This window comes from Pseudomonas donghuensis, assembly GCF_000696345.2.
Taxonomy (GTDB): Bacteria; Pseudomonadota; Gammaproteobacteria; order Pseudomonadales; family Pseudomonadaceae; genus Aquipseudomonas; species Aquipseudomonas donghuensis.
In genome coordinates this window covers 4,125,307-4,139,746 of the sequence record NZ_CP071706.1, presented here as the reverse complement: position 1 = coordinate 4,139,746, position 14,440 = coordinate 4,125,307, and the positions used below count along the sequence as shown (strand labels likewise).

The 14,440-nt window shown below is 62.2% G+C and carries 14 protein-coding genes and 1 tRNA gene; 12 read left to right on the top strand and 3 right to left on the bottom strand.

Annotated elements, in window-relative coordinates; translation table 11 throughout:
• The first annotated feature begins 187 nt into the window (after positions 1-187).
• The 7 genes from acpP to BV82_RS19180 all read left to right on the top strand — a co-directional run bounded on the left by acpP (position 188) and on the right by BV82_RS19180 (position 6,194).
• Complete coding sequence (acpP, locus tag BV82_RS19210) at positions 188-424, top strand: acyl carrier protein (RefSeq protein ID WP_010223225.1); 237 nt, start codon at positions 188-190, stop codon at positions 422-424.
• Positions 425-528: 104 nt separating this feature from the next.
• Positions 529-1,773 (top strand): beta-ketoacyl-ACP synthase II, encoded by a 1,245-nt coding sequence (fabF, locus tag BV82_RS19205; protein WP_036996485.1) that lies wholly within the window; start codon positions 529-531, stop codon positions 1,771-1,773.
• Positions 1,773-2,588 carry an aminodeoxychorismate lyase gene (pabC, locus tag BV82_RS19200; protein WP_010223228.1) on the top strand — a complete coding sequence of 272 codons (816 nt, stop codon included), beginning with the start codon at positions 1,773-1,775 and terminating at the stop codon, positions 2,586-2,588. Before fabF ends, pabC begins: the two co-directional genes overlap by 1 nt.
• A 3-nt stretch (positions 2,589-2,591) precedes the next feature.
• The gene (mltG, locus tag BV82_RS19195; protein ID WP_036996484.1) at positions 2,592-3,737 is read left to right on the top strand and encodes an endolytic transglycosylase MltG; all 1,146 of its coding nucleotides are present in this window, start codon (positions 2,592-2,594) and stop codon (positions 3,735-3,737) included.
• A gap of 19 nt (positions 3,738-3,756) precedes the next feature.
• Positions 3,757-4,389 (top strand): dTMP kinase, encoded by a 633-nt coding sequence (tmk, locus tag BV82_RS19190; RefSeq protein WP_036996483.1) that lies wholly within the window; start codon positions 3,757-3,759, stop codon positions 4,387-4,389.
• A complete protein-coding gene (locus BV82_RS19185; RefSeq protein ID WP_036996482.1) occupies positions 4,382-5,368 on the top strand; it encodes a DNA polymerase III subunit delta' in 987 nt (328 codons plus the stop codon). The genes tmk and BV82_RS19185 overlap by 8 nt, the downstream gene beginning before the upstream one ends.
• Positions 5,369-5,411: 43 nt before the next feature.
• Positions 5,412-6,194: a TatD family hydrolase gene (locus tag BV82_RS19180; protein WP_036996481.1), complete on the top strand. Its 783-nt coding sequence runs from the start codon at positions 5,412-5,414 to the stop codon at positions 6,192-6,194.
• Positions 6,195-6,425: 231 nt separating this feature from the next.
• On the opposite strand, the gene BV82_RS19175 is transcribed toward BV82_RS19180, so the two are convergent.
• The gene (locus tag BV82_RS19175) at positions 6,426-7,559 is read right to left on the bottom strand and encodes an aminotransferase class V-fold PLP-dependent enzyme (RefSeq protein ID WP_036996480.1); all 1,134 of its coding nucleotides are present in this window, start codon (positions 7,557-7,559) and stop codon (positions 6,426-6,428) included.
• A 72-nt stretch (positions 7,560-7,631) separates the two neighbouring features.
• On the opposite strand from BV82_RS19175, the gene BV82_RS19170 reads away from it, so the two are divergent.
• The 4 genes from BV82_RS19170 to BV82_RS19155 all read left to right on the top strand — a co-directional run bounded on the left by BV82_RS19170 (position 7,632) and on the right by BV82_RS19155 (position 10,630).
• On the top strand, positions 7,632-8,270 hold the full coding sequence (locus tag BV82_RS19170; protein WP_010223234.1) for a TetR/AcrR family transcriptional regulator: 639 nt from the start codon (positions 7,632-7,634) through the stop codon (positions 8,268-8,270).
• Positions 8,271-8,397: 127 nt separating this feature from the next.
• Positions 8,398-9,366 (top strand): GTP 3',8-cyclase MoaA, encoded by a 969-nt coding sequence (locus tag BV82_RS19165; protein WP_036996479.1) that lies wholly within the window; start codon positions 8,398-8,400, stop codon positions 9,364-9,366.
• Positions 9,367-9,432: 66 nt separating this feature from the next.
• Complete coding sequence (locus BV82_RS19160; RefSeq protein ID WP_036996478.1) at positions 9,433-10,038, top strand: DUF4823 domain-containing protein; 606 nt, start codon at positions 9,433-9,435, stop codon at positions 10,036-10,038.
• Positions 10,039-10,048: 10 nt separating this feature from the next.
• Positions 10,049-10,630 (top strand): DUF1285 domain-containing protein, encoded by a 582-nt coding sequence (locus tag BV82_RS19155; RefSeq protein ID WP_010223237.1) that lies wholly within the window; start codon positions 10,049-10,051, stop codon positions 10,628-10,630.
• 104 nt (positions 10,631-10,734) lie between these two features.
• Here BV82_RS19155 and BV82_RS19150 read toward each other — a convergent pair.
• Together BV82_RS19150 and BV82_RS19145 are read right to left on the bottom strand one after the other, a co-directional pair.
• Positions 10,735-10,810, bottom strand: a tRNA-Asn gene (locus BV82_RS19150).
• A 62-nt stretch (positions 10,811-10,872) separates the two neighbouring features.
• On the bottom strand, positions 10,873-12,069 hold the full coding sequence (locus BV82_RS19145) for an amino acid aminotransferase (RefSeq protein ID WP_010223238.1): 1,197 nt from the start codon (positions 12,067-12,069) through the stop codon (positions 10,873-10,875).
• A gap of 308 nt (positions 12,070-12,377) precedes the next feature.
• On the opposite strand from BV82_RS19145, the gene uvrB reads away from it, so the two are divergent.
• Positions 12,378-14,393 (top strand): excinuclease ABC subunit UvrB, encoded by a 2,016-nt coding sequence (gene uvrB / locus BV82_RS19140; protein ID WP_010223239.1) that lies wholly within the window; start codon positions 12,378-12,380, stop codon positions 14,391-14,393.
• Positions 14,394-14,440: the final 47 nt, after the last annotated feature.

Here is a 14,440-nt window from a genome sequence, read left to right as displayed (position 1 = left end):
TGACGGATTGCTTCAAAAAAATGTCATACGAGCTGTCTAAAATCCGTTATAAAGCTGCAACCAGATTCTAGTCGGTTGGCAGGTGTGGTCTTGCAAGGCGTGTTGCGCTTGAAAAGCAGACGTCTTTCTATACACTTACACACCGGCCAGCTGCCTGACATATGTCCATTAGGAGTGAAAACAAGGTATGAGCACCATCGAAGAACGCGTCAAGAAAATCGTCGCCGAGCAACTGGGCGTTAAAGAAGAAGAAGTGAAGAACGAATCTTCCTTCGTCGAAGATCTGGGTGCCGATTCCCTTGACACCGTTGAGCTGGTGATGGCTCTGGAAGAGGAATTCGAGACTGAAATCCCTGACGAAGAAGCCGAGAAGATCACTACTGTTCAAGCTGCTATCGACTACGTCAACAGCCACCAGGCTTAAGACGTTGTAGTCGTCGCTTCTTGTCATGGAAAAACCGCACTGCCTTTGCCGGCGTGCGGTTTTTTCTTTACAAGAGATGTAGTCAATTGAATAAGGAGAGTGCTGTGTCGCGTAGACGCGTCGTGGTCACCGGTATGGGTATGCTGTCGCCACTGGGTACGGATGTGCCGAGCAGTTGGCAGGGCATTCTGGCTGGCCGCAGTGGCATAGGTCTGATCGAGCATACTGACCTGTCTGCCTACTCCACCCGTTTTGGCGGCTCGGTAAAGGGCTTTGAAGTCGAGCAGTACCTGTCGGTCAAGGAAGCCCGCAAGCTCGATCTGTTCATTCAGTACGGCCTGGCTGCCGGTTTTCAGGCGGTGCGTAATGCCGGCCTGGAAGTAACCGATGCCAACCGCGAGCGCATTGGCGTGGCCATGGGCTCGGGTATCGGTGGCCTGACCAATATCGAAGAAACCAGCCGGACCTTGCATGACCAGGGCCCGCGGCGTATTTCGCCATTCTTCGTACCGGGTTCGATCATCAACATGATTTCCGGTTTCCTGTCGATCCACTTGGGGGTACAGGGGCCTAACTACGCTATTTCCACTGCGTGCACCACGGGTACCCATTGTATCGGCATGGCCGCGCGCAACATCGCCTTCGGTGAAGCCGACGTGATGATTGCCGGCGGTGCGGAGATGGCCGCCTGTGGTCTGGGTATGGGCGGTTTCGGTGCGTCGCGGGCGCTGTCGACCCGCAATGACGACCCGACCCGTGCCAGCCGTCCGTGGGACAAGGGGCGTGACGGTTTCGTGCTCGCCGACGGTGCCGGTGCGCTGGTGCTCGAAGAGCTCGAGCACGCCAAGGCGCGCGGCGCAACCATCTATGCCGAGCTGGTTGGTTTCGGCATGAGCGGTGACGCCTACCACATGACCTCGCCGCCAGAAGACGGCAGCGGGGCTGCGCGCTGCATGGCCAACGCCCTGCGCGATGCCGGCCTGAATGCCAGCGACGTTGATTACATCAACGCCCACGGTACCTCGACGCCAGCCGGCGACCTGGCTGAAGCGTCGGCGATCAAGTCGGTGTTCGGCGAGCACGCCTACACGCTGGCGGTCAGCTCGACCAAGTCGATGACCGGTCACCTGCTCGGCGCTGCCGGTGCAGTCGAGGCGATCTTCAGCGTGCTGTCGATCAACAGCCAGGTGGCGCCGCCGACCATCAACCTGGATGAGCCGAGCGAAGGCTGCGACCTCGATTTCGTGCCGCACCAGGCACGCAACATGCCGATCGAGGTGGTGCTGTCCAACTCCTTCGGGTTTGGCGGTACCAACGGCTCGCTGGTGTTCCGCCGGTTCGCCGGCTGATGCACAGCTGGGTCGACGGCCAGCCGGCAGATGCACTGACGGTGCAGAGCCGGGGGCTGGCCTACGGCGATGGTCTGTTCGAGACCATTGCCGTGCGGGCCGGTCGGCCGTCACTGCTCGAGTATCACCTCGATCGCCTGGCGCTGGGTTGCCAGCGGCTGGCGATTTGCGCTGATCACGGCCTGATTCGCGACGAGATATGCCGTTATGCCAGCCTGCTGGGTGACGGCGTGCTCAAGCTTATTGTTACCCGTGGCGACAGTCAGCGCGGCTATGCGCCGGCCGCTGGCGTGGCGCCACGGCGTATTCTCCAGGGCAACCCCTTGCCCGGTTATCCCACGCAGCATGCCGAGCAGGGTGTTCGCTTGTTCGACTGCCAGACGCGCCTGGCCGAGCAACCGCTGCTGGCGGGTTTGAAGCACCTCAATCGCCTCGAGCAAGTATTGGCTCGCGCCGAATGGCAGGACGCCACGTACGCTGAAGGTTTGATGCGCGATGTTTCCGGGCGCATTATCGAAGGGGTGTATAGCAACCTGTTCCTGGTGCGTGACGGCCAGCTGCTGACCGCCGACCTGAGCCGCTGCGGTGTGGCCGGGGTGATGCGCGCAGCCTTGCTCGATCACGCCAGGGCAGTTGGAATCCCCCTGCGAATAACCGACCTGAGCCTGCGGGACCTGCAGCAGGCCGACGAAGTCTTCGTCTGCAACAGCGTCTACGGCATCTGGCCGGTACAGGCTTTTACATCGCTGAACTGGCCGCCGGGGCCGCTCACCCGTAAACTGCAGGCCATTGCCCGTACGCTACTGGATGCCTGATTTGTGAGACGTAAATTCTTGGTGCTGCTGGAGACCGGGTTGATCCTGGCCGGCCTGATGTTGGGGTATTCGGCCTGGAAGGTGAATTCGGCGCTGGAGCAGCCCCTGCACGTGTCTCAGGAGCGGTTGCTCGACGTGCCCACCGGTACCACCCCCAATCGTATGTTCTACCGCATGGAGAGCGACGGTGTGCTGGAAGATGCCTTCTGGCTGCGCCTGTACTGGCGCTTCAACATGGCTGGCGTGCCGCTGCACACCGGCGAATACCGCATGACCCCGGGCATGAGTGTGCGCGATCTGTTCGAGGTCTGGCGCCGCGGTGATGTGGTGCAGTACACCCTGACCCTGGTAGAAGGCTGGAATTTCCGCCAGGTGCGCGCGGCGCTGGCCAAGCACGAGAAGATCAAGAAGACCCTCGACGGCCTGAGCGACGCCGAGGTCATGGACAAGCTCGGCCACCCAGGCGTGTTCCCGGAAGGCCGCTTCTTTCCTGATACCTACCGCTTCGTGCGGGGCATGACCGACGTCGAGTTCCTTCAGCAAGCCTATGCGCGCCTGGAAGAGGTGCTGGCCAAGGAATGGGCGGAACGCTCCAGCGACGTGCCGTATCGCGACCCGTACCAGGCGCTGATCATGGCCTCGCTGGTCGAGAAAGAGACCGGCGTGCCTCAGGAACGCGGGCAGATTGCCGGGGTGTTCGTGCGGCGCATGCGCATCGGCATGCTGCTGCAGACCGACCCAACAGTGATCTACGGCATGGGCGAGCGCTACAACGGCAAGATTACCCGTGCCGACCTGCGCGAGCCGACGCCGTATAACACCTACACCAACGCCGGTTTGCCGCCGACGCCGATTGCCATGGTCGGCCGTGAAGCCATTCATGCCGCATTGAACCCGACCCCGGGCAGCAGCTTGTATTTCGTCGCTCGTGGTGATGGCAGTCATGTGTTCTCCGATGACCTGGATGCGCACAATTCGGCGGTGCGCGAATACCAGATCAAGCGCCGCGCCGACTACCGTTCGAGCCCGGCCCCTATTACCGAACCCGAACCCGAGGCCCAGCCGCAGGCGCCGCAAACCCCGGACGTCAGCCCTGCGTCGGCGCCCGAGCAAGCGGCGCCGGCCAGCGAAGCGGCCTCTTCGCAATGAACAACTGTAAGGACTGCCTGTGAGCGGCTTGTTTATCACCCTGGAAGGTCCCGAAGGCGCGGGCAAGAGCACCAACCGCGAGTACCTCGCCGAACACCTGCGCGCCCAGGGCCTGGATGTCGTGCTGACCCGCGAACCGGGCGGCACGCCGCTCGCCGAGCGGATCCGCGAGCTGCTGCTGGCGCCCAGCGACGAAAAAATGGACGCCGACACCGAATTGTTGCTGGTGTTTGCCGCCCGTGCCCAGCACCTGGCCGAAGTGATTCGCCCGGCCCTGGCCCGCGGCGCGGTGGTGCTGTGTGACCGTTTTACTGATGCCACTTACGCCTACCAGGGCGGTGGCCGCGGCCTGTCGTTGGCGCGCATCGCCACCCTGGAGAATTTCGTCCAGGGCGATTTGCGTCCGGACCTGACCCTGGTGTTCGACCTGCCGGTGGAAATCGGCCTGTCCCGCGCAGCCGCCCGCGGCCGCCTGGACCGTTTCGAGCAGGAAGGCCAGGCCTTCTTCGAAGCGGTACGTCAGGCCTACCTGGCCCGCGCCCAGGCTGCGCCGCAGCAATACCGGCTGATCGATGCCGCGCTGCCGCTGGCACAGGTACAGCAGTCTCTGGACGCCTTGCTGCCGCAGATCCTGGAGCGTTGCCGTGGCTGAGGCCTTCCCTTGGCAGCAGGCCTTGTGGCAGCAACTGGCCGGGCGTACCCAGCATGCCCATGCCTACCTGCTGCATGGCCCGCAGGGCATCGGCAAGCGCGCCCTGGCCGAACGCCTGATGGCCCTGTTGCTGTGCCAGCGTCCAGAAGGGCTGCAGGCTTGCGGGCAATGCAAGTCGTGCCTGTTGCTCGCAGCAGGTAGCCATCCGGACAACTACGTGCTGGAGCCGGAAGAGGCCGACAAGCCGATCAAGGTCGATCAGGTTCGCGACCTGGTGTCCTTCGTGGTGCAGACCGCGCAGTTGGGTGGGCGCAAGGTGGTGTTGATCGAGCCGGTCGAGGCGATGAACGTCAACGCCGCCAACGCCTTGCTCAAAAGCCTCGAAGAGCCCTCGGGCAATACCGTGTTGCTCTTGGTCAGCCATCAGCCCAGCCGCTTGCTGGCGACCATCAAGAGCCGCTGCCAGCAGCAGGCCTGCCCGCTGCCGAGTCGGCAGCAAAGCCTGGCCTGGCTCGAGCAGGCCTTGCCCGACTGCGACGAGCAGGAGCGCCTGGAACTGCTCAGCCTGGCGGCCGGTTCGCCGTTGGCGGCGGTCAGCCTGCAGGCCCAGGGTGTGCGCGAGCAGCGCGCGCTGGTGGTCGATGGGGTGAAGAAGCTGCTCAAGCAGCAGCAATCGCCCAGCCAGCTGGCCGAAGCCTGGAATGCCATTCCTTTGTTGCAACTGTTTGACTGGTTCTGTGACTGGTCCAACCTGGTCCTGCGTTATCAGTTGACCCAGGACGAGGAGGGGTTAGGCTTGGGCGATATGCGCAAGGTGGTTCAGTACCTGGCGCAGAAGAGCAGCCAGGGCAAGGTCCTGGAGATCCAGGACTGGATTCTGGCCCAGCGCCAGAAGGTCCTGGGCAAGGCCAACCTCAATCGGGTGCTGTTGCTCGAGGCGCTGCTGGCGTCCTGGGCGATGTTGCCGGGCCAGCGTTGAGCTGCGCCGTCCCTTCATTACTTTTCAGCGTTGTCATGTGCCCATGCTTGTAGATTCCCATTGCCACCTCGACCGTCTAGACCTTACCGCCCACCAGGGCTCCCTGGATGCGGCGCTTGATGCTGCCCGCGCGCGTGGCGTCGGGCACTTTCTGTGCATCGGCGTCAGCGCCGACAACGCCCAGGCGGTCAAGGACCTCAGCGAGCGCTACAGCGATGTCGACTGTTCAGTGGGTATCCACCCGCTGGACCTCACCCCTGACGGTGCGCCGGCGCTGGACTGGTTGCTCAAGGAGCTTGAGCACCCGCACGTGGTGGCCATCGGTGAAACCGGCCTGGACTATCACTACGAACCGGAAGCGGCCCAGGTGCAGCAGGACTCGTTCCGCCTGCACCTGGAGGCGGCGAAGGTCACGGGCAAGCCGGTGGTCATCCATACCCGCGCGGCGCGTGCCGATACCCTGGCACTGCTGCGCGAAGCAGATTTGCCGCAGGCCGGCGTGCTGCACTGCTTCACCGAAGACTGGGATATGGCCAGGGCGGCGCTGGACCTGGGCTATTACATCTCGTTGTCGGGCATTGTCACCTTCCGCAATGCCGATGCACTGCGCGACGTGGCGCGGCAAGTACCGGCCGATCGCCTGCTGGTCGAGACCGATTCGCCGTACCTGGCACCCATTCCCTATCGCGGTAAAGCCAACCTGCCGCAATACGTACGGGAAGTGGCGGAGTTCGTGGCGATGGTACGCGGCGAGGGCTATGAGCAATTGGCCGAGCAGACCACCGCGAACTTCAAGCGGCTGTTTCCGTTGGCGCGGGTAAGCTGAGTTCGCCTGCTGAAAAACAGGCAAAAAAAACCCGGGTTCTGGGGGGTGAATCCGGGTTAAGACCATTAGGAGTAAAACAAAGGTACGCGGTCCCTGAGCACCTTTATCGACGCGCCACTTGGGGGGATGCGCCGCGTCAACACCTGAAGTATTGGTCAGGATTGGCGCGCCGCCAGCATCAGCTGCTCGTTTTTTAAACAGATTTGGAATACGGCTGCGGCTGCTGAGCACTCATCGCTCTGCAATCTGCCGCACAATCGCCAGAGTTTCTTCGATTATCTGCTTAGGTGTGTAGAAGTGCGGGGAAAATCGAACGCCCGGGCCTCGTGGGATGCATATCACCTGTTGCTGCTTGAGCTGCTGATAGACCTGCAGGTTTTCAACCCCTTCAATGCTGAAGGACACAATCCCTGAGCGGCGCGCCGGGTCTTGCGGGTTGTGCAGCGTTACCCCGGGTATTGCGGCCAGGCCCTCATTGAGCCACTGCACCCGTTCCTGCAGCTCGGCTGCCACGCGATCCATTCCCACGTCTTCGAGCAACGACAGGCTGGCTTCCAGTGCCGCGGCCCCGAGCATGTTCGGGCTGCCACATTCAAAGCGCCGGGCGCTGTGGGCCGGTTGCCATTCACTGCGGGTGTAGTCGCCCATGTGCTCGAGCATGTGCCAGCCGTACTCGCTGAGCTTGAGCAGCGGGCGCACCTCGGCGCGGCAATAGAACACCCCCAGGCCTTCCGGACCGAGCAGCCATTTATGGCCATCCGCCATGGCGAAGTCGCATTGATAGGCCTGGACGTCGAAGGGCAGGGCGCCCAATTGCTGGATGGCGTCGATGCAGAACAGCACTTCGCGATCACGGCAGCCTTGGCCCAGGCGCGGCAGGTCCAGGCGCAGGCCGCTGGCGAACTGCACGGCGCTGATCGCCAGCAGGCGTACCTTGGGGCCGCAGGCAGCCAGTAAGGCGCCTTCCGGGTCGCTGCCCTTGAGGCTGACCTGAATGACGCTGACGCCTTTGTCGGCCAGGGCCTCCCAAACGATCCGGTTGGAAGGGAACTCTTCGTCGCTGATGACGATCTGGTCGCCGGCCTGCCAGTCGATGCCGAAGGCGACGAAAGACAATGCCTCGGAGGTGTTCTTGACCAAGGCAATGTCATCCGTCGACGGTGCGTTCGTCAGGCGCATCAGGCGTTCACGTAGACGCTGCTCCATGGCTAGCCAGTCCGGATAGTCCCTTGCGCCGAGCAAAACGTTCTCGTTGGCGAAGCGCGAAACCGCCTGGCTGGCGCGTTTCGGCCAGGGTGCCACGGCAGCATGGTTCAGATAGCGAAGGCCCGGGGCCTGTTCAAACTCATCAAGAAACATAGACATGGTTGGATGATCCGTGCATTTTGGCGCAAGTTAGGCATAATAACCGGCTTCGATTTTGATCCAGTCCTTCTTATGCAGAAAGAACCTCGTAAGGTCCGTGAGTTTCGTCGCCGTGAGCAAGAAATTCTCGATACCGCGCTCAAGCTGTTTCTCGAACAGGGTGAAGACAGTGTCACCGTCGAGATGATCGCTGATGCCGTCGGTATCGGCAAAGGCACGATCTACAAGCACTTCAAATCCAAGGCGGAGATCTACCTGCGCCTGATGCTCGACTACGAGCGCGATTTGAACGAACTGCTGCACTCTGCCGACGTCGACCGCGACAAGGAAGCCCTGTCGCGCGCCTACTTCGAATTCCGCATGCGTGATCCGCAGCGCTACCGCCTGTTCGACCGCCTCGAAGAGAAGGTGGTCAAGGGTAACCAGGTGCCGGAGATGGTCGGGGAGCTGCACAAGATCCGCGCCTCCAACTTCGACCGCCTGACCCTGCTGATCAAGGGCCGCATCAGCGAAGGCAAGCTCGAAGACGTGCCGCCGTACTTCCATTACTGCGCTGCCTGGGCACTGGTGCATGGGGCGGTGGCGCTCTATCACTCGCCGTTCTGGAGCAATGTGCTGGAAGATCAGGAAGGCTTCTTCCAGTTCCTCATGGACATCGGCGTGCGCATGGGCAACAAGCGCAAGCGCGACCCGGATAGCACCGGTAGCTGAGACATTCAGCCAAACCATGGCGCTACTGGGATTGGGTGGCGAGGAATATACTCAGGTATGAGGCTTGCAAAAACCTGATTTTTGAGTCAGGTTTTGCAGGCCCGATTCACCCATGCCGGAGTCACCCATGATCGTCGACCGCCAAGGCAGGCGTTTTCGCAATTTGCGTGTCAGTCTGACGGCTGCCTGCAACTACGCCTGTACCTATTGTGTGCCGGACGGCAAGCGTCTGGTCGCGGCCCAGGACGAGCTCTCGGCCGAGGCCATGGCCCGTGGCGTGGCTTACCTGGTGGAGGCTGCCGGCATCGAGCGGGTGCGCGTCACTGGTGGCGAGCCGCTGGTCAGCCCCAAGCTTGAAACCTTCCTCGCTTCAATCGCCACCCTCGGCCTGGATGAAATCAGCCTGACCACCAATGGTCAGTTGCTGACGCGCAAGCTGCCCTTGCTGCGCGCGGCGGGTATCCGTCGTCTTAACGTTTCCCTCGATACTCTTGACCCGGACGCCTTCCGGCGCATTGCCCGTGGCGGCGACCTGGCCACCGTGCTGGACGGCATGAGCCAGGCCAGCGCCGCGGGCATGAAGATCAAGGTCAACATGGTGCCGCTGCGCGGGCAGAACTTCGACCAGGTCCTGCCGCTGCTGGAGTATTGCCTGGCCCACGGCTACGAGCTGCGCTTCATCGAGCTGATGCGCATGGGGCACCTGGCTCGCGACAGCAATGCCTTTTTGCAGCAGTTCGTCAGCCTCGAGCACCTGTTGCAATTGATTGGCGGGCAGTACGAGTACCTGCAGGCCAATGCGCCGGTGGATGCCACCGCCTTGCGCTATCAGATCCCGGGGCAGGGCTACTTCGGCATTATCGCCAACGAGAGCGTACCGTTCTGCCGCACCTGCTCGCGCTTGCGCCTGTCGTCCACCGGGTGGTTGCACGGTTGCCTGTCGTCGAGCAACCGTCACTATATCGGCGATCTGCTCGACAAGCCGCGCCATCAGGCCTTGCCGGCGCTGCAGGGCTTGCTGGTCAAAGCCCTTGGCGACAAGCAGTCGGTGGCGTTTTCCGGCGGCGCGACGGTGATGAAGATCATTGGCGGCTAAGACTGGCGCAAAAGCTGCATCTGCCAGCCGTTCGCCGGTTTTCCGTCACCGGCCACTGGAGGATAGATGCGTAGCCTGGTTTTGCTGCTGGCGCTGACGGCGCTGGGCGGCTGCATGAATGTCAGCGATATGGGCGAGGGCGCCCGATATCACATGAGCGATGCCGGTCTGCTCGATCACAGCGACACCCGTCGTTCGCTGTCGGTGCGCCTGCAGCCTGATTCATTCATTTACATTGGCCAGGGTGCCTTCGTGCCGCCGGGCAAGGGCCCGTATCCGCGCCCTAACGTGGTGGCCGAAGAGGCCTTCAAGGGTTTTATCGAGTACTTCCCCCTGGTTCGCCGCGCCCCGGCGCCGTTGGGCCTGGAGCAGGCGCTGATCGAGGCGCGTGAAGTCGGCGCCCATTACCTGCTGTACACCCGCTTTGCCCGCACCGATGATCGCATCGGCAATGGCGATGAGTGGTACGACGAACAGGCGGTTGACCGCCTGGGCATCGATACCGGGGTGGTGCAACTGATGCTGATCGAAACCAGCACCCGTTACCTGATCGACACCGCGCAGATCAAAAGCCGCGGCGGTTTGCTGACGTTCCATGACAACAAGCCGGAAGATTTGCTCAGGTCCCCGCTTGAGGATTACGCTCGCAGCCTGTTAGGCATGAGTCGTTGAGGAGAGGGTGATGCAAGATACCGGCAAGGCCAGTGATCTGCTGGCGCAGATCCCCAAGGCAGAAAAAGGCCTGCCGCCCGTGCATCTGTGGAACCCGGATTTTTGCGGCGACATCGACATGCGCATCGCCCGCGATGGCACCTGGTACTACCTGGGTACGCCAATCGGGCGAAAACCGATGGTGCGGCTGTTCTCGACCATCATTCGCCGCGACGGTGACGACTACTTCCTGGTGACGCCGGTGGAGAAGGTCGGTATCAAGGTCGATGACGCGCCCTTTGTCGCTGTCAGCCTTGAAGTGCAGGGCGAAGGCGAGCAGCAGCTGCTGCGTTTTACCAGCAATGTCGACGACCAGGTCGAGGCTGGCCCCGAGCATCCGCTACGCTTTGAGATCGATGCGCAAACCCAGGAGCCTTCGCCGTATGTGCACATGCGCAGCAACCTCGAAGCGCTGATCCACCGCAACGTCTTCTACCAGTTGGTCGAGCTGGCGGTGCCGCGGCAGATTGATGGCCAGCAGTGGCTGGGTGTCTGGAGTGGTGGCCGCTTCTACCCCATTGGCCAGGTTGCCGGTATGGAGCCTGGTGGATGAGCCGCTGCCGGTGACCGAGCCCTATAGCCAGTAGCGAAACTTCTGTTCGGGCAGAAACGAAAAAACCTCCAGTGCTCAGGGCAACTGGAGGTTTTTCAGGTGTTTGGCTCCGCGACCAGGACTCGAACCTGGGACCCAATGATTAACAGTCATTTGCTCTACCGACTGAGCTATCGCGGAATCTGTGGCGTATCTTACTGATTGCTAAGGGGAAGTCAAGCCTCCCCCGTGCATTTCAGTAATTACAGAACCTCAACGATCGCCTTGGTCACCACATGGATGTTGCTTTGGTTGAGCGAGGCGACACAGATGCGGCCGGTATCCAGCGCATAGATACCGAATTCGTTCTTCAGGCGGGCGACCTGCTCAACGGTGAGGCCCGAGTAGGAGAACATGCCGCACTGGCGACCGACGAAGCTGAAGTCCTGCTTGGCGCCGTACTGGGCCAGCAGCTCGACCATCTGCTTGCGCATGCCGTGGATGCGCAGGCGCATCTCGGCCAGCTCGTCTTCCCACATCGTGCGCAGCTCTGGGCTGTTGAGCACGGTGGCGACGATGGTGGCGCCATGGGTTGGCGGGTTGGAATAGTTGGTGCGGATCACGCGCTTGACCTGCGACAGCACGCGAGTGGCCTCTTCCTTGGACTCGGTGACGATCGACAGTGCGCCAACGCGTTCGCCGTACAGCGAGAAGGACTTGGAGAACGAGCTGGAAACGAAGAAGTTCAGGCCCGACTCGGCGAACAGGCGTACGGCGGCGGCGTCTTCGCTGATGCCGTCGCCAAAGCCCTGGTAGGCCATGTCGAGGAACGGCACGTGGCCTTTGGCCTTGATTACTTCGAGGACGTTTTTCCAGTCTTGCGGGGTCAGGTCGACACCGGTCGGGTTGTGGCAGCAGGCGTGCAGCACAATGATCGAGCCGGACGGCAGGGCGTTGAGGTCTTCGAGCATGCCGCTGCGGTTGACGTCGTGGGTGGCGGCGTCGTAGTAGCGGTAGTTCTGCACCGGGAAACCGGCGGTTTCAAACAGCGCGCGGTGGTTTTCCCAGCTCGGGTCGCTGATGGCGACGACGGCGTTCGGCGACAGTTGCTTGAGGAAGTCGGCGCCGATCTTCAGGGCGCCGGTACCGCCGACGGCCTGGGTGGTGATCACGCGACCGGCGCTCAACAGCGGCGACTCGGCACCGAACAGCAGCTTCTGCACGGCCTGGTCATAAGCGACGATACCGTCGATCGGCAGGTAACCGCGGGAAGCGTGCTGGGCAGCGCGCTGGGTTTCGGCTTCGATCACTGCGCGCAGCAGTGGGATACGCCCTTCTTCGTTGCAGTAAACACCCACACCCAGGTTGACCTTGTTGCTACGGGTATCGGCGTTGAAAGCTTCGTTGAGGCCCAGAATGGGGTCGCGTGGTGCCAGCTCGACAGCGGAAAACAGGCTCATTATTACCTTGGCTCTGAATGGAGAGTGGAAGAGATCGCACGCTCCAGTCGCTTGCACTAGAGCGGTGCACAAACGGGGAGTCAGTATAGTGATACCGGCTGGTCACGGCGACAGTCTGTCGCAGCTTTTCCTGCTGTTTGGCCGAATATTTTTCGACCGTTAGTCGATTTCACCGGTCCATCGTCAGAAATGCCCGCAACACTGAGTTGAAACTGGCGCTCGGGGCCCTAAATTCGGTATAACTACTGTCTATAAATACAGTTGCCCGCGCCAGCGATGAAACCATCGCGATCACACAGAGGTTTGTCATGTCCGAGTTCCAGCTCGTCACCCGTTTCCAGCCGGCCGGCGACCAGCCCGAGGCCATTCGCCTGATGGTCGAAGGAATCGAGGCGGGCCTTGCGCACCAGACCCTGCTCGGGGTGACCGGCTCGGGCAAGACCTTCAGCATCGCCAACGTGATCGCCCAGGTGCAGCGCCCGACCCTGGTGCTGGCGCCGAACAAGACCCTGGCAGCGCAGCTGTACGGCGAGTTCAAGGCGTTCTTCCCGAACAACGCCGTGGAGTATTTCGTTTCCTATTACGACTACTACCAGCCTGAAGCCTACGTGCCGTCCTCCGACACCTTCATCGAGAAGGACGCCTCGATCAACGACCATATCGAGCAGATGCGCCTGTCGGCGACCAAGGCGCTGCTGGAGCGGCGCGATGCGATCATCGTCACCACCGTTTCCTGCATCTATGGCCTGGGCAGCCCGGAAACCTACCTGAAGATGGTCCTGCACGTGGATCGCGGCGACAAGCTCGACCAGCGCGCGCTGCTGCGCCGCCTGGCCGACCTGCAGTACACCCGCAACGAGATGGACTTTGCCCGCGCCACTTTCCGCGTGCGCGGTGATGTGATCGACATCTTCCCGGCCGAATCGGACCTGGAAGCCATCCGCATCGAGCTGTTCGATGACGAAGTGGAAAACATCGCCGCCTTCGATCCGCTGACCGGCGAGGTGATCCGCAAGCTGCCGCGCTTCACCTTCTACCCCAAGAGCCACTACGTGACCCCGCGCGAGACGCTGCTGGAGGCGGTGGACGGTATCAAGGTGGAACTGGCCCAGCGCCTTGAGTACCTGCACAAGGCCAACAAGCTGGTCGAAGCCCAGCGCCTGGAGCAGCGCACCCGTTTCGACCTGGAGATGATCCTCGAACTGGGGTACTGCAACGGCATCGAAAACTACTCGCGTTACCTGTCCGGGCGTCCGGCCGGGGCGCCGCCACCGACCCTTTACGACTACCTGCCGGACGACGCCCTGCTGGTGATCGACGAATCCCACGTCAGCGTTCCGCAAGTCGGGGCCATGTACAAGGGCGACCGCTCGCGCAAGGAAACCCTGGTCGAGTACGGTTTTCGCCTGCCTTCGGCGCTGGACAACCGGCCGATGCGTTTCGATGAATGGGAGGCGGTCAGCCCGCAGACCATCTTTGTCTCGGCGACCCCGGGCAACTACGAAGCCGAACATGCCGGCCGCGTGGTTGAGCAGGTAGTGCGCCCGACCGGCCTGGTCGACCCGCAGGTTGAGGTGCGCCCGGCCACCACCCAGGTCGACGATCTGCTCTCGGAGATTCGCAAGCGCGTGGCGGTGGAAGAGCGGGTGCTGGTGACCACCCTGACCAAGCGCATGGCCGAAGACCTCACCGACTACCTGGCCGACCACGACGTGCGCGTGCGCTACCTGCACTCGGACATCGACACCGTCGAGCGGGTCGAGATCATCCGCGACCTGCGCCTGGGCACCTTCGATGTGCTGGTGGGCATCAACCTGCTGCGTGAAGGCCTGGACATGCCCGAGGTGTCGCTGGTGGCGATCCTCGATGCCGACAAGGAAGGCTTCCTGCGTTCCGAGCGTTCGCTGATCCAGACCATCGGCCGCGCCGCGCGTAACCTCAATGGTCGCGCGATCCTCTATGCCGACAACATGACCGGCTCCATGCAGCGGGCGATTGGCGAGACCGAGCGGCGCCGCGACAAACAGATTGCCTTCAACGCCGCCAATGGCATCGTGCCCAAGGGCGTGGTCAAGGACATCACCGACATCATGGAAGGCGCCAACGTGCCCGGCTCGCGCAGCAAGAAGCGCAAGGGCATGGCCAAGGCGGCAGAGGAGAGCGCCCGTTACGAAGCCGAGCTGCGCTCACCGGGCGAGATCGCCAAGCGCATCAAGCAGCTGGAAGAGAAGATGTACCAGCTGGCGCGCGACCTGGAGTTCGAGGCGGCGGCGCAACTGCGCGACGAAATTACCGCGTTGCGCGAGCGCATGATCACGGCGTGAGGGCGACGATCGCGCCCATTGCTGGAGCCCGATGCCCGCTCCCTGTT